Here is a 19043-nt window from a genome sequence, read left to right on the forward strand (position 1 = left end):
CCAACGCTCGATGCCGCGAGGGCGGATGTGTTCGAATACATCGAGCGGTTCCACAACCCGAGGATGCGACGAAGGGTCGCCAGGCAAGACCAGAAGTTCTCAGCCCTTTTACAACCGTCCGTGATTTCGGGGTAGAACCCGGGACTGGCACGTCCGAACGGGGCGGATGCCGTATTTTCGGAAGCACGGCTTCCTTAAAGGGGCGCTGCTCGGGGGCGGATTGGGCGTGGTGGCGGTGGTGGCGGCTGCCGTTCTGGGGTTCAAGTATGCGGAGCATCCCCAGTTTGGGGAGATCGCTACCGCAGCGTTCTACTTGGCTTGGCTCTGGGGCATGTTCTTGATCGGCGTGCTGGCCGTAGTGTTCGGGTGGGTCAAGCGGGCGTGGGATAGGACGGCCCTGCCATCTGCCTGATGACCCAGCGCATGGACTGACATCTTAGGCGGGATGAGAGGTGAGCACCGAACCGTGTCCTTCGTGTGTCATTCCCAGTGTGACTTGATAGGACCGACCACGCACGTTCGTTTGGAACTCAAGCCAGTCGCCGTAGGGCTTTGCCACTCGCGTAATGATCGTGCATTTGCGTTCATGAACGTAGCTGACCACTGCGCTGTAGGAAATCTCGTCGTAGGCGGTTCCGATTACGCTCGGCTCTTTGCCAAGAGTCTCGATTGCCCATTCGATCATTTGGGTAGTGCGCGCATCGTTGCGCCTCGGAGCGTTGATGGGGAGTCGGCGTTCGATTGGCGTGTGGAGGCTGCGATACTGTTCTTCTGTCGGATCAATGTTTGCGAACTTAGCTTTGTTTGCTGCGTCCAAGCGATCCCACATCTGGCAGACGAAATCGATGCTGCCGGACTGCTGCTCCACGAAAGAGGCGCCGTTCTTCTCCATCTCTGCTGCGAAGCCCAACAGGATTTCTAGAGACTGCCGAGTGTTGAGCATCACGCCCAAGTAAGCCTCCGGAACTCCTCTACGCTGAGCCATCATCAGCAGCGCGCTGACAAACTCATCTCGCCGATCCTCGTTTTTAACCCAAGAGGGAAGGTTCTTCGGGCCCTCGCTGTCAATCGCTTTAAGGGCGATGTTCTTGTTGGCCTCCTGCATCCTTACTTTAGCTTTAAGGATGGCTTTCCCTACAAATACTGCACCGTAGACCAGTAGAGATAGGCCGCTGGTAGGGATCGCAAGGGCTAGCGCAATCAAGAAAAGGATTGTCATGTGCGTCCGAGGATGTGGAAAAAGATGTCGGTTGGGCGGAGTATACGTTCCAACTTTATCGGACGGCAGATATGTCGTGGCAACTTCATCTAAAAGTATCAAGGGTGCTCGAAAGTCAAGGGACAAGCCGGATCAAGAGCTGGAGGATGTGGTTGCCCAAGCCAAGGCGATCACCGAGTCATGGGCAGAGCGCCACGACCTGTGGGGTGATTCTGGGCACAAGGATCCACTTGATCACTACGACACTGAGCCGGGTGAGGGTTCTTCCATTTTGACCCTCTGGTCCGAAGGTATGGTGGGGCGCTGCTTGAATGAAGGGATGGACGAGGCCGAGGAGCTCTACGCGGCATTGGAGTCCATCGGTGTATTCATTGAGCTAGATGACCACGTCACCGCCGGCTACTACCTCATTGACCAGGAGTCCGACCTTCAGAAGAGGTTCGACGAATGGGCTCGCTGGAGGTGGACCTGTCGGCTGATCGAGGCCGATACGGCGGATGTTTCCGGCGATATCTACGAATATTTTTCGAAGCGCCCAGATGACCTGTATCGGCTGAGTCCCCGTGCGTTCGAAGAGCTGATCAGCAGCGTGTTCACGGCCAGAGGCTGGCGGACTCAGATCGGACCGGGCAGCGCCGATGAAGGCGTGGATGTCCGAATGTGGATTCAATCCCCTTTGGGTGATGCCCTCACGCTGGTGCAAGCGAAGCGTTACGCCAAGCATCGTCCTATAGACCTTGATGCAGTGGCAGCCCTTGAGGCGCATAGCCTGCGGGAGAAGGCGGGCGGGTTGTTTGTTACTACGTCTCGCTACAGAAACGTCGCCAAGCGCTTTGCTAGCCGAAATAAGGACCTGATCCTCGCCGACTCATCGGACGTTGCATCTTGGTGCGAGGAGGCAAGCCAAGAGGCCATGAAGGCGAAGGCCAGGGCGCTAGCAATGACTTCGCTCGGCCCGCTGCTCGACGAGATTCGTGCCCGAGGCACGCATCCTGCGCTGGTCTTTTCCTGGAAGAGCTTCAGCTACCCGTGCTTCTGCATCGTTCTTCGAGAAACGCCGACAGGTGCTCTCCTTTTACCAATCCCTTCTCAAGCAACTCCGCCGGATGGCCTGGTTGGATATGTTCTCCCGGTGCTTGATGGGAGCTTGGTCGACCAGACACCGGGCAACGGCGTGTTCAGAGCGATTCGGAGCGAAAGCGAAGGCCGGGTCAGCTATTGGGGGAGTGGCGAGCTGTATGGTCGGTGGGATGGCAAGCCGTTGAGGTTTGATCTCTGCGACTGACCTATGGGCGGGGACGATGGTCCCCGGCACATCAGCTAGGCCCTCTGCATGTCAGCGTCAGCGTCTGGTAGTCCACCCGCACGGGGTTGTAGAACTGGCGATACCAGTTGAACGCGAAGGTCTCGCCCACGTTGTGCTCGTTGCACGCCGGCAGGCCTTGCTGGGTGCCAAAACCGCCGTTGGGCGTGCATCCAGGCTGGCCCGTGCAGGTGGTGTAGGGCGTCGAAGCCACCACCGAGGACTCAGGCCACTCCCAGCGATAGGGGTTGTTGCTCTTGCCGACCAGATCGGACGCGCAGGCCTGGCGGCACACGGCCAAGGAGGTGCCGCCGCTGGTCCAGTTGTAGTCGCAGTAGTGCATGCCCATGTTGGAGACGCACTCAAAATCGTAAGAGTAGGCGTAGCGGATGTTCCCCGCGTCCGAAAGCGCGTTGCATTGCTCTTCATAGAAAGCCGACTCGCTCACGTTGGCGGGCCAGTTGCCGGGCATCGGTGCCGGCGTCTCGACCCGTTGGATGGGCACGTTGGCGATGGCCCAGTCCAGCTTTGCTTTCTCCGCTGCTGTCAGGCGCACCACGGCGTCGGGATACCAGTAAGAAATGCCACTCGAACCCGAGGGCGGCGGCACGTCCTGCCCATCGGCCGAGTGCCACGCCACAACCTGCAAGCTCCCATCGCTGCAGCGAGCGGCCGTGGGCTTGCACGTGTTGACCTCGTAGCGACGAGCCCCGGTATCCACCCAGTGGGACCAGCCGCCGTAAGTGGGCCCGGGCAGGGTCGTGGTGCCAAACGGGCAATGGGTGAACACGTCCCGAGACCGCACCTGCTGCCGCTCCCAGGTATGCGTGCCGGTTTGGCCTGACGGGCAGGCTTGCGAAGTGGGCAGCCATTGATCCCGTTGCTCCCGGGCGGCTCCAGGGCAGGCCTGGCAATCCCTCGCCGTCACGGCCACCACGCTCTGGGATTGAACCCAAGCCTCGGGATGCTCCCATGCAGCGTCTGAGTTTGGATCCACGTCGCCGGGAGCGCAGACCTCGCGCGTGCGCACCGTCTCCGTGCCCCAGGTGCCCGTCGGACAGCTGGCCCGAGCCACCGAGCTTTCCGATTGCCGGCAAGGCACCAAGGCGGGCGGGGCCGGGTTGGGGACTGGCATTGGGAGCGGCTGAGGCACCGGAGCGCTGGGCACAGCAGGGAGCGATGGAACCGCAGGGGACGGCCCAACCCCAGGGCCCAGCGACACACTCCCAGGAACGCCAGGCAGTGCATCGGGCACGCTGGGCGCGGTGGATACGGGCCCAGCCGGGGTTGGCGTTGTAGGGGCCGGGAACGCGGGCGTGGAGGGAGTGGGAAGCGTGGGCACCACGGCCACCGACGCACCGGCCACCAGGCCCGAGTAATAGACGATCTCGACAAAGGCCCCATCGGCCCCGCATGCCAATCCCAAGCCGGGGATGTCCAAGGTTCCGCCGTTGCCCAACAAAACACTGGTGTTGCCCACGATCACGTCCCGCACGTTCGCGTCGCCCGCAAGGGCGGAGACGAACGGCACGCAGGCCCGCGCAGGAAGCCCGGACAGCCCCACGGAAAAGGCATCCCCCGCCAAGCGCACCGTGGCCGGGGACACAGTCACTGCACCACCCCACGCGTTGCTCATGGTCGCTGCGCTGGCTTGGCGGAAGTCGGCGGGGGCCAGCCCATCTTCAAGCACGTTCAACGTGCTGACGCCGCGGAACGAGCCAACGACGCCATGGGACCGATCAACGCGGTTGGCCAGGTCCCGAACGTTCTCGACGTCCGATGCCACGTTCACCCGGGTGGTGACGCGGGGGTAGACCAAAAACGCGGCGGCCCCCATTGCCGTGGCAACCCCCAATGCGAGCAGCAACTCGACCAGGCCAAAGCCTGGGGCAGGAGAACGACGGTGAGGGCGAGCTTGCGTTGTCATGCACTTCAGCATGCGACACGAACGCGTTTTGACAAGCCCTAAAAGCAGTTCTTGATTTTAGTCAAAACCCTTCAAATCAATGGGTTGACAAAGGTTGGCGATGTGGTTGGATCGTGGTGTAGGAGCGGTTTAATGGGTAAACCGACCTATCCACAAAAAGAGAGTGACGACATGAAGATTCATCCCGTCGAGCCTGCCAGCACTGACCTGGCGCATTTCCAACTCCACACCGCCGCGCGGTTCCTGGACCGCACCAATGGCCTCAATCAGCTGGCCGACAAGCACCGCAGGATCCAGCGCTTGGCCACCCGCGCCCGCCATGAGCGGCGTTGGAAGAAGGAAGAGGAGCGCTTCGTATGAGCCTCTTGAACATGGCCCTGCTGTTTGTCGGTCTCCTGGGCACCGCGGTGTTCTACCGGGACCTGGTCGCCAACCCCATCACCGCCGGGCGCGCCCTCGTGCGCTTCTATCAACTGCCGGCGGAGCATCGCCAAGGCAGCGTTCTGCAAGAGGTTTCCACGGCATGGTGGAACATCGTGCTGGTGCCGTTCTACGTGCTGGTGGCCTTGGTGCTCATCGGGGTTCTGGGAGGTGGGCAATGAGTGCCGGGACCGAAAGCCTCATCCGAGCCATCCAAACCAACGACCCGCTGGCGTTCTATGGGTGGCTACACACACTCAAGGGAACGTCCGACCTCGACGCTGGCGTGGCCGGCGATCCTGGCATCACTGCGTTGGCCGTCGCCTCCCTCATGTATTCCAAGGCCATCCAGTCGGACCCGGTCCTGGCGACGCGTTATGCGGCAATGATTGAGGCGCTTATGGACGCCGGGGCCAATCCGCTGGTTCAGATCGGGGAGCGGTTCGTGGTGCGACGGGGGCACACCGGGAAGCTGGAGCGGCGCCGGGTGGACGAAGGCCGAACGCTGGCGGAGGTCTGCGGGGGCGTTCTTTGCCCGGCCATGCAGGCATGGTTCGCACGCCATACCGCAGATTTGATGAACACCCACCTTCACCGCTACCACCCAGCGTTCATCAAGACTCAGCAACCGGTCGCTGAAGAGGTTTGAAGCGCGTGCCGGCGGCTACTCGCCGCCGAAAGGCGGGGTGGAGACAACGGCAGGGTGGGCCACGGCTTCCGCCGGGCCCCAGGGTCGCTGAACGTAAGACGTCTGCACCGCTGAAACCCTCTAGCTGCACGGCCCTTGCGGGATTAGGTTTGCACCATAGTGTGTTGCACGACCTACCCATAAAAGGAGCCTTGCCATGCGTCTCGTTGTTTGTTGCTTCAAAGGGGGCGTGGGGCGCACCACGCTATCGCTCAACCTCGCCGCCGCGTTTGCCGGCCAATCCCGCGTGCTCGTCAATGACCGTGACCCTCAGTGCGGATCGGTCGCGTGGTCTGCGATGAGCGATGGGGAGACCCCGTTCACCGTGAGCCGGGCGTCCTCGCCTGGGTTTGACCTGGAGATCCAAGACCTGCCGCCCAGCGCGCCAGTGAAGGATCAGTTGCCGGACGCGGACCTCTACATCGTCCCAACGCTGCTCGACGGGGGCAGCTACGTTGTTTACCTGCGGACCATCGACACGCTGCGACGTCAGGGCAAGCCCTTCCTGCCGGTCGCCAACCGGGTCAACCTCAAACGGGCGGAGCACCGCCGCCGCCTGGAAGATCCCAGCCTGGCAGGCGCCATCGTCATTCCCGAGCGGGCGGCGTTGGCGAGCTACTACGAGCTTGGCGAGACCGTGTTCTCCATGCGCGGCGCTGGCGTGGACAAGGCGCGAGAGGACATTCTGCGGATAGGTCAGGCTATCCAAAAAAGATTGGCCAACCCGGCGCGGGGGCATGCATGATGGAGCTCCCAATGCTGCCCCTGCCGGACCTCATGGCTGCCAAGAAGACCCCCGCCAAGAACGCCGTTGCCAAAACCCGCAAAGACCTGTCCAAGGCTGCGAAAGTGGTTCATGCCAAGCCGCAGCGGGAGTATGCGCCGCTCATTGATCTGGACCAGTTTTCCGAACAGCAGCTGGCAGAGCTGATGGTGGCTGCAGGGGACGCGCCAGGACGAAAGACCTACTTCGATTTCCAAGAAGAGCGGCCCTACTTGCGGGACGGCCAGAGGGTTCATCTGGAGGTGGGACGCGACTCCACCATGTTTGACTACCGCGACGAGAACGGGGCGCGTGTGGAGCGAACGATGGTCACCGTGCCGCCCAAGCTGCGTGAGCAGATTCAGGACGTCACCGGGGAAGAGCAGCCGATTCTCACCACTGCGCTCATCGCGCTGGCGTCCTGGGCCTGCCAGGAGCTCAAAAAGAGCAAACGTCGCCTCGTAGTGACCACGGCAACCGATGACCTAGATCCGATGCGGAGACAGGTTCGGAAGGCACTGGTAGGCCAGGCCCGGAGGGCTCGTTAGTCCATGGCTGAAATCCAAAGCTCCGGACGCTTCCACCACGTCATCGTGTTGCTCAAAGGAAGCGACAAGAAGAAGGCCTTGTTCACCGATTTGACGGCAGCTGAGCTAAAGCGGCGCTTTGTTAGGCCATACAAGCAGGGCAAACCGGTCCTGCTGCCGGACAACTCGGTTGTCCAAACACGGGACATCACTTGGACCGCTATACGAGCCACTGTCGAAGCCGCCGCGCCCACTTTGGAGGCGCTGGCAGAGGCGAGTCGCCGCAATACAGATGAGCTCAACCGAGGTGGCGGAGTGGTGTTCCTGGGGCGCTACTCTTGGGGCAACGAAGATCTGGCGGAAGAAGGGCAGGACGTCACATCGCGCTACATCCAGGCCCCGCCGGGGGAGGATAGCCTTTACCGCCGCTTGGGTTCTTGGCTGGCGGACAACTTGGGCAAGGCCGGCATCGGCCTCCTGCTTGCCGTTGTTTCGGCGGTGGTGCTCACGTGGTTGGGATTGAAAAGGTAGGGCAGGGCAGATGCTCGGTTGATTGAGCGGAGCATAGACCGGTGCTTCCATGTTCGGACTAGGCAAACCAGCCCCATGCGAAGCAGGCGCACTCGGTCCATCATTCCGCGAATCGGGTCCAAGCGTAGCCATGCGCAGTGAGCCGCCGTTCTGCGATCGCCAGAAGATCTTCATCGAAGAACGTGCGCCATTCGGTCTGCACGATGATGGCCTCACAGGTCAGGTCCATTCGGCCCGCCAGTAGCAACTCGTTGAAGCCGTCCGAGGGCTTAGCGCTCGCGACGATGTCCTTGACCGTTTGAAATGGTCCCTTGCTGCGGATCATCGCTACGAAACGGTTTGGGTGATAGTTGAATGCCTTGGCCTGGTCCACAGCTTCGAGAAGCACCTGTTCGAACTTCGCTTCCTGTTTGCTGTCCATCAAATCTCCATCTCAAAAGGGTGATGCGTTCAATCTTAGCCGAACCATTGATGGTGCCTAGCGTTAGCACGCAAGGAGAGGAACTTTCAACGGGTTCGTCGACGGACACGTTCGCCGGATTTGGTTGCGCGACGCTAAGCACACCTGCTATTCGACCAGGCATCTGACGGAGTTTTCTTTTGGCTCCTGTCGAGCTGCTGGGATCGGCACCCGGCTGGCCAGGGAGACAGCCGGTGGGATCGCGCTGGGCGGGGCGAAGAGGCAGCTGGTAGACCGGTCTCTTAAACAGAGCCGCCGAGTTATTTTGAGATCTTGAAGAGAAAAAGCAACGTCAAAGGCGGCTAGAGCAAAAGCGACGTGGAGAAAAGGCGGGTGGGCGGGCCCGGTGCTTGGCTATGAATGTGAGGCATTTCAGGATTTTTTGTGTTTTCTGTGGTTGCCCGTCAGTTCTACACTTTAGTCAAAAAAATGTGTTGTTTTCGGATTTACATTTTTTGGCCCTGTCGTAACCTGGGTTCATAGGGAGGCAATACCGCTAACCTGAAAAACAAAGGATTCATCATGAAAACCGCTCGCCGCCGAACCCTCGAAAACCGCGCCGCCCGTTTGGGTCTGAAACTCTCCGAAGCTGGGCGCCACGTCAAAATGGAAGCTGCCAACAACTGCGAAGCCATGCCGCGGTGGGAGCTCTCTGACGGGAAGCATCAAGGCACCCTCCGCGGGTATGCCACCCTGGCCGAGGTTTCCGAAGCGTTGGATCACGAGGAAATCGCTGCAGAGTTTTGAGCAGGTCCTACGCCATCCCTCGGGTGGCAGTGAAAGACAGGCGGCCATGGGCCGCCTTTTTTATGGCTGGCGGCGGGTGGAAAGAGCAACGGCAAAAGCGGCTAGAGCAAAAGCGTGTTGGGGAAAAGGCAGGTGGGGCCTCGGCTTCCGCCGGGGCCGGTGCTTGGCTGGAAGTGTGAGGCGTTTCAGGGTTTTTGTATTTTCTGCGGTTGCCCGTCAGTTCTACACTTTAGTCAAATAAATGTGTTGTTTTTGAGTTTACATTTTCCGGGCCTGTCGTAACCTGGATATATAGGAAGGCAATACCGCTGACCGAAAAAGCCAAAAAGGTAAACGGCATGCAAAACAACACTTTCACCATCGAAGCCGACTACTCCACCAACAGCTGGAGCAGCAACTGGGAGCCCATCGAGAACGCGGAATACTCGACGCTCGCCGAAGCCGAAGCGGGCATGGAAGATCTGGAGCAAAACCTGGGCTGGCGCAACATGCGCATCGTGGATGAAACGCGTTTTGTCTGGGCCTACGGACAGGAGGGCGAGGATGAGGAAGTTGCTTAACCCCTACGCCATCCAACCCAAGCAACCGGCCCCGCGCCGGTTGTCTGGACCGAAGAAAGAGCTGATCTACGTCGATGCATCCAACGTTCTGATTGAAAGCGATGCGCATGTCCTAGATATGCGAGAGCTTCTCAAGCTCCACAAAGAAGATTTAGAAAAGAGGAGCAATAGCGTTTTGCAGGAGATCGCTCGTGGTTCGTAACCCCTACGCCATCCGACCCAAGCAACCGGTGCCCCGCCGGTTGCCCATGGTTCGCATTGCCGCCAACAAGGCCGCCGCATTCCGGGCTCTCGCTCACCAACGGGGGCTTACGGCCAGCGGTGCCCTAGCTGCCCTGGTGGCCGCCCATGCTGACATCCGCCAGCCGTTCGAGCCCCGAGTCCGTGCCAAGCATGGGCCTGATGGGATGCGTTACGGCGCGAGCCGTTGCTGCGGTCGGTTCCGGCACGATTTCGGTTGGGCGTGCAGTTGCAATACAGGCCGTGGTCAATGCGGTTGCAGGTGGTGCTGGTTCCGCCGCAGAGAGCGCAATCAAAGGCCAGCCCATCACGGCGGAGGGCGTCGCTTCAAATGCGATTGGCAGTGCCGTTGGAGGATTGGGAGCCTCCGGTGTTGGCGTTGCCATGGGTGATTTCGCTGGCCCAGCTTCACGAGGAACACTCAAAAGGCTGAGTCAATCCCGCGGCCCAGGCGGACCGAACATGGCAAGTGCCACTGCATCAACTGGAACTGCAATTCCGAGGCAATCAGCATTCCAGGGCGGGGCTTCCCAAGCGGGCCAAGGCGTCGCGGGAGCAGGGGCAACTATCGTACAGAAAGATCTGGAGAAGAAGAAATGACTTCCATGATAAAAGGTTTCCTAGGGGCTCAGCTTCTCGCTGCGTTCTTCGGCCTTGCGTATTTCGCGGTTCTTACGTACCGGCATCATCCGGATGCTATGCATATCAGTCTGCGGATTTGGGGCTACTTCGCGGCGTTGTTTCTGATCCTTCAACTTTTCTTTGCGCTTAAACAGTGGTGGCAAAGGCCGCATCGAAGGCGATAGATGTGCGCTCTTTTTTGGTGTGGTGATTTTTGGAACGTTCTGGTCGATCTTTACACGGAAGAGGGGGGAGGGGTGATCTAGTGCTTCAGGCTCACGTGTACGAAGTTGGCGATGGATATCGATACGAGGTGGTATTGGTAAACGAGCCGTAGAGTCTGCGGGTCTGTTCGAATTTCATCGGTTTTCAGCAGTTGTGACTGAACTGGCGGCTACATGGGGTGTGGTCGACCACTGCGGACGATCCTCATCCAAACACCGCCTCGCATCCTGTCCTAACTTGGCCTTATGGCCACTTACGGACGCTCCACCCAATGTCATTTGCACTCACCAAGCGCATCGTTCTCACAGTTGAGCCCAGAGAGCGCCCCTACCAGCTCAGGAACGCTCAGGTTCGTGGTTTGATCCTTCGAGTGCCGCCCTCGGGTCACAAAGCATGGATCGTGACCTGGGCGCACGGTAAGCGTCGTACCTTGGGTCCGGTAGAACATCTGACACTTGATCAAGCCCGCGACCAAGCCCGGCAAGAGGTTGCCGAATGCGTTCAGTCCGGATTGCCGACACTCGCAAAGTCCAAGCCCACCAGTTGCACGCTTGAAACACTGCTCAATGACCACTTCGAACCTTGGGCGATAGCTGAGCTCAAGGGCGGTCGTCAGTACCCGGACCGCATCAGATCGGTGTTCTCGTGGCTATTGCGCCGTCAGATCATTGAGATTGACGCGCCCACCATGGAGCGATGGTGGCGCGGGCGCGTCATTGGCCCTGCCGTCGTCACCAAGGCTACCGCAGCGCGCGACTTTGCTTGCCTGCGGTCTGCCTTGTCGCGGGCCGTTGAGTGGAAGCTGATCGAGACTAACCCCCTCATGGGCATGCGTCAGCGATCAGCGGCTAGCCGCAAGGTGGTCCGGTTCCTGTCCCCTGATGAGGAGACGATGCTCCGGGCCGCGCTGGCAGCGCGCGATCTAGCTGGGGTTGAGGGGAGGGCGAACGCCAATGCGGCCCGACGCAAGTACCGGCAAGCGGTTCTGCCTGATTTGCCGATGGACGGGTACGTCGATCACCTGACCCCGGTGGTTCTTACAGCCATTACGCGATTCCGACACCGCCGGGTGGCAAAATTGAAGGATCACCCGATGGTCGATTTGTTCAGGCAAAGGGGTCTGATGGTCAACCCACTGGGGTTCGAATAGATGGCGGGCACAAGCCATCAACTCATCCTGATCCCCGCGCCCAGCAGCCGCATGGTCATGTTCCCGGTGTAACCAATGCCGACGGAACCCCATGGCTTCCGATCAAACAATGAGTTGGAGTGACGTAAATCATGGAAACTGAAGCTGCGATCATTGAGATGACAAAGCTTGTGAATGAGTTCGCGTTGGGCTCCGTTGATGCCCAAGCTTTCATTGAGAAGTACTCGAATTTCTACTACTATGAAGCGCTGGACGGACATGAAGCTTCAAGTGCACTGCGCCCCGAGAGCATGATGAAGCTCGGGCCCGCTATAGAGCTGCATCGCCGCGTTCAAGAAGATGTGGTGAACAAGATCTCGTTCGATGCGGGGTTTTCAACTGAAGCGATGAGGATGGCTGGGCGACTCTCCCCGCCGGAGGCGCGGGAGCACGCGCTGAGGATATGTGCAGATGTTGGGATTGAAGTTGTTCTGTCGGCAATCAATGCCGCATGAAGCCGTCCGGCGACAGGTTGTCACCGCCCGGCGACGAAGCGGCAGTATTGATGTCACTTCTGGACTTCGCATCAAATCCTCCGGGGAAATCCAGTCTCCTGCTCTGGGGGGGGGGGCGGTCACGAGGTGAGCCATGCTGCCCAGCATGATCGGGTTGGATTGTCCGCTTTCCAGGCTTTGCTTGTTGCGCCACCGTCCAACTCGGAGAGCAACGGCGTGATGCAGATCCGAGTCGGCGCATCTTCGGAAGAGGCGCGGGCTACGGGGGTGGAGACCCGGGCCGCGCTTGAGCTGGGGGAGCCTGCCCGGAAGAGCTACAGCGACACGAACGGCACGGTTAATGTCTGCTCCCCCACCAGCAATCGGGAGTGTTGAATGAACCGCGTTCTGATGCTTGCGTTGGCCTTGTCCAGTGCCTCATGTCGCGCCGGTGAGGAGCTCCCTGGGCCTTGCCAGGCGGCAAGCAGTCCGGTGGAGTCCATTGCGCCGGTCGTTCCCGCCGCGACCGAGATGCAGGTGCGTGGCTCTGTCGTGGCGACCGTCGTCGTTGAAGAGGATGGGCGGGTGACAAATCCCGTCATCACGCGGTCACAGTTTGAAGCGCTGGACCGGGGGAGGGTCGACAATGCTGCTTATGAGCGCGCAGCCTTGGTTGCCGTGGCGAAGTGGCGTTTCCCTCCGGTCCCATCCCGGTGCACCAGGAAGGTCACATTCGATTTCCAACGTCTGGATTGAATGAGCCCGGTCAACCTGTTGAAACAGCAACGGCAGCGAGCAGGAATTGAAGACCCTCATCGAGGACGACGAGAGGAAATGATCATGCGGATTGCTTCTTCAGTCGTCATTCTGGCCGCCTCGCTGCCGGCTGCAGCGTCCGCTGCGCCACCTGTCTCTGTGCCGCAGGCCTGCGCGCCGACCTACTGCATTGAGGTCGGCGCCACGTTGCCCGACCGGCCGGTGACGATCCGGGTTGAATCGACGGTTCCCGCAGACGCCTCGACGACAACGGTGGACATGGGGCGTGGATTTTCAATTGCCTTCCATTCCCGGTATGTCGAATGGAAAGCCGGGCGAATGGGCCTCCCGTCCGCGCGATGGACACCAGGCAAAGCCAAGGCGAGCGCGGCAGCTTGCCTGAAGTGTGGCGCGCCGGGCTGGAATGAAGTCATGGGCATTGCCATGACCGGCATCCCCGAAGACTATGGCAATGACCTTTCCGGTATCAGTGTCTGCTTTTGGCCGCTTGATCGTTCATCGGCAGGGCACGGGGACGGCAAGTCCCTGCGCCTTGGGGGGAAGGTCTGCATCGCAGATCCAGCCCCGAAGCGCTGAGCAGCACGTCTGCGCGGAGTGCTGCCTTAATAAGCAAGATCGAAATAGTAGATCTTCTTTGCTCCGAACACGCCGCAACCTTCGCTGGTGAGTGCGTGGAAGCCGATCGGTGTCCGCGATGACGCCGCCGACAGGATGGCCGCGTACTTTTCCCGGCCGGATTTGTCGCTGGCCAGATCGATTGTCCAGCGCCCGTCGGAAGCACACTCGTTGTTGGTGGGCTGGCCTTCCAGCCATACGGAAACGAACGTGGATTCGACAACCAGTTTGGTGATTTTTCCGGTCTGGTGTGTATCGGCCCATGCGCTGCCGGACAGCAGCAGTGCACCGAGCGTGATAGCGAGTTGTTTCATGTCTTCCCTGCAGGCCCGGGGCATCAAGCCCTATATATAGCGCAGCAGGTGCCGGATCTGATGAGCACGAGCATCACCAGTTGCCGCAGAAAGCCGCCGATCACCCCGGCCAGCACCCCGGCCGCGATCCGCATGGCCAGCCGGAACCATCGCCCGGTGCGTTCCCGCAGCCAGGGCAGTACCACCGTTACCTGTGCAGCCAGCAGCAACACCACCACATCCATCCCCAGTGCATCGACCAGCGACAGCAGCGGCAGCAGGTCGGGATTGCAGGCCAGTACAAGCAACAACACGCTGCACAGCAGCGCGAAGGCGCGGCGCCCGGTGGGCAGGGTGGTCCAGCGCAGTAAACGATCAATCAGGGGCATGAATCTTCTGCTCCTTGTCAGAGCGGTGCTCGCAGGCGGTCATTCCGCGCGGACGGGCTGCCGCAGCACGGTCTTCAACCGCGCCGCGTCGGTCCTGCGCGGGTCGCTCAGGTAGATCTCATGATGGGGGCCGGCAAAGGTGTAACCCAGTGCGGGCATCAGTTCGTCGTGCAGATGGGCCAGGGCCGGACCCTCGTCATCGTAGGCGCCTACATGCAGGGTCTGCAGGCAGAGGCCCTCCTCAATCACCTGATGGCGAAGGCTGGCCGGAACGTCGCCCAGTTTCTTCGCCGCCTTGGCAATGGCAGCCTCCAACTGCGCTGGACTGATCCCATCCGGCGTGCGGATCGTCGCCGTCCACCTCCACTCATCCTTGCGGCGTGCCACAAAGCTCGACGGATCCTCGGCGGTCCAAAGCGCTTCCAGCGGTGGCACCACGTAGTCCTGGCCCCCGGCCTTCAGGGCGAACTTCAGTGCATAGCTCACCGAGTACAGCCATTGCACTGCCTGCAGGTAGGCCGGGGCAGAGTTCGGGTCGCCGCGACCATCGACCATCAGGTAGGGCAGGGGCGGTACATCGACCGGTACGAACTGGCCGGCGGGCGGGTGATAGAGTGCCCGGTCGCGCTTCTTGAAGTCGATCTTGTCCATCGGGGTCTTCCTCCTGTGCCGAGCATCCCATGCCAGGCACCCGTCAGCACGCCTGAACCGATTCAGGTGACTTTGCCGAACGAGGGCGAACGGCCCGCGAACGTCCAGGGCCGGAATGCCGCCCTGGGTCATGCGCCCCGCCGCGCCCGCGCGGTGCGACAACGTGTCGCAGCCAGAATCGGGCCTTTCCTGCGCTCGATCAATGTCAATGCCTTTCTTAAATGGTGGGTGACGGCCTAAAATTGAAAGGCTGACTCGACCCACCTCCCTACCTGTCTTCCGGACCGGTGGGACCGGCTTTGGCCGGAACAGGCAGGACGGGGAACGGCATTCCCTCGCAATTGGATCGACCGATGATTCCGTTGAAAACCCTTGGGCGCTGGTTGCGCCCGGGCCTGCTGCTGTCGTTGCTGGTGATGCTCACCGGCTGCGATGCCGTGGCCATCCTCAGTCCGAAGGGCCAGATCGGCCAGGATGAGAAGACCCTGCTGATCACGGCCACCGTGCTCATGCTGCTGGTCGTCATCCCGGTCATCATCATGACCCTGACCTTCGCGTGGAAGTATCGCGCCTCCAACACCAAGGCCCGTTACGAGCCGAAGTGGTCCCACTCGACGGCGATCGAGGTGGTGGTGTGGTCCATTCCCTGCATGATCGTGCTGGTGCTGGCGGTCCTGACCTGGCGTTCGTCGCACGCGCTGGACCCGTATCGTCCGCTGGAATCGGACGTCAAGCCGGTCACCATCGAGGCGATCTCGCTGGACTGGAAGTGGCTGTTCATCTATCCGGAAGAGAAGGTGGCGGTCGTCAACGAAATCAAGTTCCCGGTCAACACGCCGCTGAACTTCAAGATCACGTCCGATTCGGTGATGAATGCCTTCTTCATCCCGCACCTGGGCAGCATGATCTACTCGATGGCTGCGATGGAGACCAAGCTCCACCTGATCGCCAACGAGACCGGTGAATTCCCGGGCATGTCCTCGCACTACAGTGGCGCAGGCTTTGCCAAGATGCACTTCACCGCCTACTCGGTCACCGATGCCGAATACCGCCAGTGGCTGGACCAGGTCCGTGCCGGTGAGCAGACCCTGGACAAGGCCTCGTTCAAGGCCCTGGGTGAAGCACGCAACGCCGAGTGGTATCCGGTCACCTACTTCGGCAAGACCGAAGAAGGCCTGTTCGACTGGGTCATCGCCAAGCACATGGGCGACAACAAGCATTACGGCATGAAGCACTCGCACGCCGGTGCCGCCGCTGCCGATGCCGCCAGCCATGAAGCGCACGAGGGGCATGCCCCCAGTGACGCGCATGATTCCAAGGAATCGGGTGAAAACCTGGATGCCACCGAACACGAACACGCTGGCCATGCTGGCCACGCGGGTTCGGGAGAATGAACATGTTGGGAAAACTCTCTCTTGAGTCGATCCCCCACGATCCGATCGTGCTGACCACCCTGGTCGGCGCGGTGCTGGGTGGCCTGGGCGTCATGGCCCTGATCACCAAGTTCAAGCTGTGGGGCTATCTGTGGAAGGAGTGGTTCACCTCGGTGGATCACAAGAAGATCGGCGTGATGTACCTCATCGTCGCCTTCGTCATGCTGCTGCGCGGCTTCTCCGACGCGATCATGATGCGTACCCAGCAGGCGCTCGCCGTCGGCGGGTCCGAGGGTTACCTGCCGCCGCATCACTACGACCAGATCTTCACCGCCCACGGCGTGATCATGATCTTCTTCGTGGCGATGCCGCTGATCACCGGCCTGATGAACCTGGCCGTGCCGCTGCAGATCGGTGCGCGCGACGTCGCGTTCCCGTTCGTCAACTCGCTCAGCTTCTGGCTGTTCGTGTCGGGCGCTGTGCTGATCATGCTGTCGCTGTGGATCGGTGAGTTCGCTGCCACCGGCTGGCTGGCGTTCCCGCCGTTGTCGGGCATCGAATACAGTCCAAGCGTCGGCATGGACTACTACATCTGGGGTCTACAGGTGGCAGGCCTGGGTACCACGCTGAGCGGTATCAACTTCTTCATCACCATCCTGAAGATGCGTACCCCCAGCATGAAGCTGATGCAGATGCCGGTGTTCACCTGGACCGCCCTGGTGACCAACGTGCTGATCGTCGCTGCCTTCCCGGTGCTGACCATCACCCTGGTGCTGCTGACCCTGGACCGTTACCTGGGTACGCACTTCTTCACCAATGACGGTGGCGGCAACGCCATGCTGTACATCAACCTGATCTGGATCTGGGGTCACCCGGAGGTGTACATCCTGGTCCTGCCGGCGTTCGGTGTGTTCTCCGAAGTCATCGCGACCTTCTCGCGCAAGGCGCTGTTCGGCTACAAGGGCATGGTCTACGCCACCGCCTGCATCGGCGTGCTGTCGTTCATCGTGTGGCTGCACCACTTCTTCACCATGGGTTCGGGTGCCAACGTCAATGCCTTCTTCGGCATCACGACGATGATCATCTCGATCCCGACCGGCGTGAAGATCTTCAACTGGCTGTTCACCATGTTCCGCGGCCGCGTGCACTTCACCACCCCGGTGCTGTGGACCATCGGCTTCATGGTCACCTTCGTCATCGGCGGCATGACCGGCGTGATGCTGGCGATCCCGGCCATCGACTTCGTGCTGCACAACAGCCTGTTCCTGATCGCCCACTTCCACAACGTCATCATCGGCGGCGTGGTGTTCGGCATGTTCGCCGGCATCACCTACTGGTGGCCGAAGATGTTCGGCTTCCGCCTCAACGAGTTCTGGGGCAAGTGCGCGTTCTGGTGCTGGTTCATCGGCTTCTACGTGACCTTCATGCCGATGTACGTGCTGGGCTTCATGGGCATGACCCGTCGCCTGCAGAGCACCGTCAACCCGGCCTACGAGCCGCTGCTGCTGATCGCCGCCGCAGGTGCCTTCATCGTGGGTGCCGGCATCCTGTGCCAGATCATCCAGGTGGCCGTGTCGATCCGCGACCGCAAGAAGACCGTCGACCTGACCGGCGACCCGTGGGATGCCCGTACGCTGGAGTGGGAAACCTCTTCGCCGCCGGCCTTCTACAACTTCGGCACCCTGCCGGAAGTCACCGAACTGGACGATTTCTGGGAGCGCAAGCAGCGTGGTGAAGCCTGGCCGAAGCCGGCCAAGTACACCGACATCCACATGCCGCGCAACACCGGCACGGGCGTTGTCATCGGTGCCTTCAGCCTGGTGTTCGGCTTCGCGATGATCTGGCACATCTGGTGGCTGGCCATCGTCGGCTTCGTCGGCATGATCGCCACGTTCATCTACCGCACCTTCGACCAGGACGTGGACTACTGGGTCCCGGCCGCCGAGGTGGAACGCATCGAGAACGAACACCGCAAGCACCTGGAAGCCCAGGGCCTGGTGAAGTCGGAGCTGAAGGCATGAGCACCAATACCTCGACCCTGAGCCACGGGCACGCCGCGCATGCGGCGGCCCATGGCCATGACGACCACGAGCACCACGACACCGGCGGCAACACCGTCTTCGGTTTCTGGGTGTACCTGATGAGCGACTGCCTCATCTTCGCCTCGCTGTTCGCCACCTACGTGGTGCTGGCAGGCGGCACCGATGGTGGCCCCACCGCGAAGGACCTGTTCGAACTGCCGTTCGTGGCATGGGAAACCGCGCTGCTGCTGACCTCGTCGCTGACCTTCGGCCTGGGCATGATCGCCATGCACCGCAAGCAGATGGGCCAGATGTACCTGTGGCTGGGCATCACCTGGCTGCTGGGCTTCGGCTTCATGTGCATGGAAGTGTGGGAGTTCCAGCACCTGATCCACCAGGGCTACGGTCCGGACCGCAGTGCCTTCCTGTCGGCGTTCTTCGCCCTGGTCGGTACCCACGGCCTGCACGTCAGCGCCGGCCTGCTGTGGCTGCTGGTGATGTTCGTGCAGCTGAAGAAGTACGGCCTGACTCCGACCAACAAGACCCGCATGGCGTGCCTGAGCCTGTTCTGGCACTTCCTGGACCTGATCTGGATCGGCGTGTTCTCCGTCGTCTACCTCAATGGAGCGCTGTAATGGCACATGACAACCATGCACACGACCACGGCACCGGCGGCGAAAGCCATGGCACCGTGAAGTCGTACCTGATCGGCTTCGTGCTGGCGGTGGTGCTGACCGTCATCCCGTTCTGGATGGTGATGTCGGGTGATTTCTCGCGCACCGTCAACGGTGTGGTGATCGCGATCACGGCAGTGCTGCAGATGCTGGTCCACCTGGTGTTCTTCCTGCACCTGGACCGTTCTTCGGAAAGCCGCTGGAACGTCAACGCTGCGGCCTTCACCGTGGTGGTGATCGGCATCATCGTGGTCGGTACCCTGTGGGTCATGCACAACATGAACGTGCACATGATGCACTGACGTCCGTGCGACGTTGCCACGCAGAAGGGCCGCCCTCGGGCGGCCTTTTTGTTTGTCGCGCCCACCGGGAATGGCACGCGCAGTGGTAGTGCCG

General features: G+C 60.8%; 24 protein-coding genes and 1 pseudogene. 19 read left to right on the plus strand and 6 right to left on the minus strand.

Annotation, left to right across the window (positions count from 1 at the left end; genetic code table 11):
* A pseudogene (locus AC5P99_RS05745) lies at positions 1 to 135 on the plus strand (IS3 family transposase); the annotation flags it as partial.
* Between the two features lie 301 nt (positions 136 to 436).
* Here AC5P99_RS05745 and AC5P99_RS05750 read toward each other — a convergent pair.
* Complete coding sequence (locus tag AC5P99_RS05750) at positions 437 to 1219, minus strand: hypothetical protein (protein ID WP_480984734.1); 783 nt, start codon at positions 1217 to 1219, stop codon at positions 437 to 439.
* Between the two features lie 76 nt (positions 1220 to 1295).
* Between AC5P99_RS05750 and AC5P99_RS05755 the strand changes: the two genes are divergently transcribed.
* A complete protein-coding gene (locus tag AC5P99_RS05755) occupies positions 1296 to 2504 on the plus strand; it encodes a restriction endonuclease (RefSeq protein ID WP_480984735.1) in 1209 nt (402 codons plus the stop codon).
* Between the two features lie 31 nt (positions 2505 to 2535).
* Here AC5P99_RS05755 and AC5P99_RS05760 read toward each other — a convergent pair whose 3' ends face one another.
* The gene (locus tag AC5P99_RS05760; protein ID WP_480984736.1) at positions 2536 to 4449 is read right to left on the minus strand and encodes a type 4 pilus major pilin; all 1914 of its coding nucleotides are present in this window, start codon (positions 4447 to 4449) and stop codon (positions 2536 to 2538) included.
* Positions 4450 to 4581: 132 nt separating this feature from the next.
* Here AC5P99_RS05760 and AC5P99_RS05765 point away from each other — a divergent pair, with 132 nt between their 5' ends.
* From AC5P99_RS05765 to AC5P99_RS05790, 6 genes are all read left to right on the plus strand, one after another.
* The gene (locus tag AC5P99_RS05765) at positions 4582 to 4809 is read left to right on the plus strand and encodes a hypothetical protein (protein WP_140222678.1); all 228 of its coding nucleotides are present in this window, start codon (positions 4582 to 4584) and stop codon (positions 4807 to 4809) included.
* Positions 4806 to 5051, plus strand: a complete 246-nt coding sequence (locus AC5P99_RS05770; protein WP_197643934.1) for a hypothetical protein — start codon at positions 4806 to 4808, stop codon at positions 5049 to 5051. The genes AC5P99_RS05765 and AC5P99_RS05770 overlap by 4 nt, the downstream gene beginning before the upstream one ends.
* Complete coding sequence (locus tag AC5P99_RS05775) at positions 5048 to 5518, plus strand: hypothetical protein (RefSeq protein WP_049419301.1); 471 nt, start codon at positions 5048 to 5050, stop codon at positions 5516 to 5518. Before AC5P99_RS05770 ends, AC5P99_RS05775 begins: the two co-directional genes overlap by 4 nt.
* Positions 5519 to 5714: 196 nt before the next feature.
* Positions 5715 to 6302, plus strand: a complete 588-nt coding sequence (locus AC5P99_RS05780) for a ParA family protein (protein ID WP_480984737.1) — start codon at positions 5715 to 5717, stop codon at positions 6300 to 6302.
* 11 nt (positions 6303 to 6313) lie between these two features.
* Entirely contained in the window at positions 6314 to 6868 is a 555-nt protein-coding gene (locus AC5P99_RS05785; protein ID WP_480984738.1) for a hypothetical protein, read from the plus strand.
* Between the two features lie 3 nt (positions 6869 to 6871).
* Positions 6872 to 7378 carry a hypothetical protein gene (locus AC5P99_RS05790; RefSeq protein ID WP_312390637.1) on the plus strand — a complete coding sequence of 169 codons (507 nt, stop codon included), beginning with the start codon at positions 6872 to 6874 and terminating at the stop codon, positions 7376 to 7378.
* A gap of 100 nt (positions 7379 to 7478) precedes the next feature.
* Here the strand turns inward: AC5P99_RS05790 and AC5P99_RS05795 are convergent, their stop codons facing one another.
* Positions 7479 to 7799: a hypothetical protein gene (locus tag AC5P99_RS05795; RefSeq protein WP_312390640.1), complete on the minus strand. Its 321-nt coding sequence runs from the start codon at positions 7797 to 7799 to the stop codon at positions 7479 to 7481.
* Positions 7800 to 8360: 561 nt separating this feature from the next.
* On the opposite strand from AC5P99_RS05795, the gene AC5P99_RS05800 reads away from it, so the two are divergent.
* The 7 genes from AC5P99_RS05800 to AC5P99_RS05830 all read left to right on the plus strand — a co-directional run bounded on the left by AC5P99_RS05800 (position 8361) and on the right by AC5P99_RS05830 (position 13207).
* Complete coding sequence (locus AC5P99_RS05800; protein WP_312390643.1) at positions 8361 to 8585, plus strand: hypothetical protein; 225 nt, start codon at positions 8361 to 8363, stop codon at positions 8583 to 8585.
* A gap of 338 nt (positions 8586 to 8923) precedes the next feature.
* Complete coding sequence (locus AC5P99_RS05805; RefSeq protein WP_312390645.1) at positions 8924 to 9145, plus strand: hypothetical protein; 222 nt, start codon at positions 8924 to 8926, stop codon at positions 9143 to 9145.
* Positions 9129 to 9347 carry a hypothetical protein gene (locus tag AC5P99_RS05810; protein ID WP_312390647.1) on the plus strand — a complete coding sequence of 73 codons (219 nt, stop codon included), beginning with the start codon at positions 9129 to 9131 and terminating at the stop codon, positions 9345 to 9347. The genes AC5P99_RS05805 and AC5P99_RS05810 overlap by 17 nt, the downstream gene beginning before the upstream one ends.
* A 1155-nt stretch (positions 9348 to 10502) precedes the next feature.
* Positions 10503 to 11381, plus strand: coding sequence for a site-specific integrase family protein (locus AC5P99_RS05815; RefSeq protein WP_080353049.1), 879 nt, complete (start codon positions 10503 to 10505; stop codon positions 11379 to 11381).
* A 131-nt stretch (positions 11382 to 11512) separates the two neighbouring features.
* Entirely contained in the window at positions 11513 to 11875 is a 363-nt protein-coding gene (locus tag AC5P99_RS05820; RefSeq protein WP_088436143.1) for a hypothetical protein, read from the plus strand.
* Positions 11876 to 12250: 375 nt separating this feature from the next.
* On the plus strand, positions 12251 to 12610 hold the full coding sequence (locus tag AC5P99_RS05825) for a TonB family protein (RefSeq protein WP_032966499.1): 360 nt from the start codon (positions 12251 to 12253) through the stop codon (positions 12608 to 12610).
* A complete protein-coding gene (locus AC5P99_RS05830; RefSeq protein WP_187757221.1) occupies positions 12611 to 13207 on the plus strand; it encodes a hypothetical protein in 597 nt (198 codons plus the stop codon).
* Between the two features lie 26 nt (positions 13208 to 13233).
* Here AC5P99_RS05830 and AC5P99_RS05835 read toward each other — a convergent pair whose 3' ends face one another.
* From AC5P99_RS05835 to AC5P99_RS05845, 3 genes are read right to left on the minus strand one after another with little or no spacing between them, the layout of a single operon-like run.
* Positions 13234 to 13560 carry a hypothetical protein gene (locus AC5P99_RS05835; RefSeq protein ID WP_005408578.1) on the minus strand — a complete coding sequence of 109 codons (327 nt, stop codon included), beginning with the start codon at positions 13558 to 13560 and terminating at the stop codon, positions 13234 to 13236.
* 23 nt (positions 13561 to 13583) lie between these two features.
* Positions 13584 to 13928 (minus strand): hypothetical protein, encoded by a 345-nt coding sequence (locus tag AC5P99_RS05840; protein ID WP_495212976.1) that lies wholly within the window; start codon positions 13926 to 13928, stop codon positions 13584 to 13586.
* Positions 13929 to 13967: 39 nt separating this feature from the next.
* A complete protein-coding gene (locus AC5P99_RS05845) occupies positions 13968 to 14579 on the minus strand; it encodes a GyrI-like domain-containing protein (protein ID WP_187757219.1) in 612 nt (203 codons plus the stop codon).
* A 353-nt stretch (positions 14580 to 14932) separates the two neighbouring features.
* Between AC5P99_RS05845 and cyoA the strand changes: the two genes are divergently transcribed.
* The 4 genes from cyoA to cyoD are packed head-to-tail and all read left to right on the plus strand — an operon-like array spanning position 14933 to position 18949.
* Positions 14933 to 15973: a ubiquinol oxidase subunit II gene (gene cyoA, locus AC5P99_RS05850; protein ID WP_005408581.1), complete on the plus strand. Its 1041-nt coding sequence runs from the start codon at positions 14933 to 14935 to the stop codon at positions 15971 to 15973.
* Positions 15974 to 15975: 2 nt separating this feature from the next.
* Positions 15976 to 17973: a cytochrome o ubiquinol oxidase subunit I gene (cyoB, locus tag AC5P99_RS05855; RefSeq protein ID WP_005408582.1), complete on the plus strand. Its 1998-nt coding sequence runs from the start codon at positions 15976 to 15978 to the stop codon at positions 17971 to 17973.
* A complete protein-coding gene (cyoC, locus tag AC5P99_RS05860) occupies positions 17970 to 18608 on the plus strand; it encodes a cytochrome o ubiquinol oxidase subunit III (protein ID WP_005408583.1) in 639 nt (212 codons plus the stop codon). Before cyoB ends, cyoC begins: the two co-directional genes overlap by 4 nt.
* Complete coding sequence (gene cyoD, locus AC5P99_RS05865) at positions 18608 to 18949, plus strand: cytochrome o ubiquinol oxidase subunit IV (RefSeq protein ID WP_005408584.1); 342 nt, start codon at positions 18608 to 18610, stop codon at positions 18947 to 18949. Before cyoC ends, cyoD begins: the two co-directional genes overlap by 1 nt.
* The last annotated feature ends 94 nt before the right edge of the window (positions 18950 to 19043 follow it).

It is taken from the genome of Stenotrophomonas sp. YJH_SMC_80, assembly GCF_059372495.1.

Bases quoted from the DNA above. Each gene is read 5' to 3' on its own strand.
- AC5P99_RS05750 (WP_480984734.1), bottom strand. From the start codon at position 1,219: ATGACAATCCTTTTCTTGATTGCGCTAGCCCTTGCGATCCCTACCAGC.
- AC5P99_RS05760 (WP_480984736.1), bottom strand. From the start codon at position 4,449: ATGACAACGCAAGCTCGCCCTCACCGTCGTTCTCCTGCCCCAGGCTTT.
- AC5P99_RS05765 (WP_140222678.1), top strand. From the start codon at position 4,582: ATGGGTAAACCGACCTATCCACAAAAAGAGAGTGACGACATGAAGATT.
- AC5P99_RS05770 (WP_197643934.1), top strand. From the start codon at position 4,806: ATGAGCCTCTTGAACATGGCCCTGCTGTTTGTCGGTCTCCTGGGCACC.
- AC5P99_RS05775 (WP_049419301.1), top strand. From the start codon at position 5,048: ATGAGTGCCGGGACCGAAAGCCTCATCCGAGCCATCCAAACCAACGAC.
- AC5P99_RS05780 (WP_480984737.1), top strand. From the start codon at position 5,715: ATGCGTCTCGTTGTTTGTTGCTTCAAAGGGGGCGTGGGGCGCACCACG.
- AC5P99_RS05785 (WP_480984738.1), top strand. From the start codon at position 6,314: ATGCTGCCCCTGCCGGACCTCATGGCTGCCAAGAAGACCCCCGCCAAG.
- AC5P99_RS05790 (WP_312390637.1), top strand. From the start codon at position 6,872: ATGGCTGAAATCCAAAGCTCCGGACGCTTCCACCACGTCATCGTGTTG.
- AC5P99_RS05795 (WP_312390640.1), bottom strand. From the start codon at position 7,799: ATGGACAGCAAACAGGAAGCGAAGTTCGAACAGGTGCTTCTCGAAGCT.
- AC5P99_RS05800 (WP_312390643.1), top strand. From the start codon at position 8,361: ATGAAAACCGCTCGCCGCCGAACCCTCGAAAACCGCGCCGCCCGTTTG.
- AC5P99_RS05805 (WP_312390645.1), top strand. From the start codon at position 8,924: ATGCAAAACAACACTTTCACCATCGAAGCCGACTACTCCACCAACAGC.
- AC5P99_RS05810 (WP_312390647.1), top strand. From the start codon at position 9,129: ATGAGGAAGTTGCTTAACCCCTACGCCATCCAACCCAAGCAACCGGCC.
- AC5P99_RS05815 (WP_080353049.1), top strand. From the start codon at position 10,503: ATGTCATTTGCACTCACCAAGCGCATCGTTCTCACAGTTGAGCCCAGA.
- AC5P99_RS05820 (WP_088436143.1), top strand. From the start codon at position 11,513: ATGGAAACTGAAGCTGCGATCATTGAGATGACAAAGCTTGTGAATGAG.
- AC5P99_RS05825 (WP_032966499.1), top strand. From the start codon at position 12,251: ATGAACCGCGTTCTGATGCTTGCGTTGGCCTTGTCCAGTGCCTCATGT.
- AC5P99_RS05830 (WP_187757221.1), top strand. From the start codon at position 12,611: ATGAGCCCGGTCAACCTGTTGAAACAGCAACGGCAGCGAGCAGGAATT.
- AC5P99_RS05835 (WP_005408578.1), bottom strand. From the start codon at position 13,560: ATGAAACAACTCGCTATCACGCTCGGTGCACTGCTGCTGTCCGGCAGC.
- AC5P99_RS05840 (WP_495212976.1), bottom strand. From the start codon at position 13,928: ATGCCCCTGATTGATCGTTTACTGCGCTGGACCACCCTGCCCACCGGG.
- AC5P99_RS05845 (WP_187757219.1), bottom strand. From the start codon at position 14,579: ATGGACAAGATCGACTTCAAGAAGCGCGACCGGGCACTCTATCACCCG.
- cyoA (WP_005408581.1), top strand. From the start codon at position 14,933: ATGATTCCGTTGAAAACCCTTGGGCGCTGGTTGCGCCCGGGCCTGCTG.
- cyoB (WP_005408582.1), top strand. From the start codon at position 15,976: ATGTTGGGAAAACTCTCTCTTGAGTCGATCCCCCACGATCCGATCGTG.
- cyoC (WP_005408583.1), top strand. From the start codon at position 17,970: ATGAGCACCAATACCTCGACCCTGAGCCACGGGCACGCCGCGCATGCG.
- cyoD (WP_005408584.1), top strand. From the start codon at position 18,608: ATGGCACATGACAACCATGCACACGACCACGGCACCGGCGGCGAAAGC.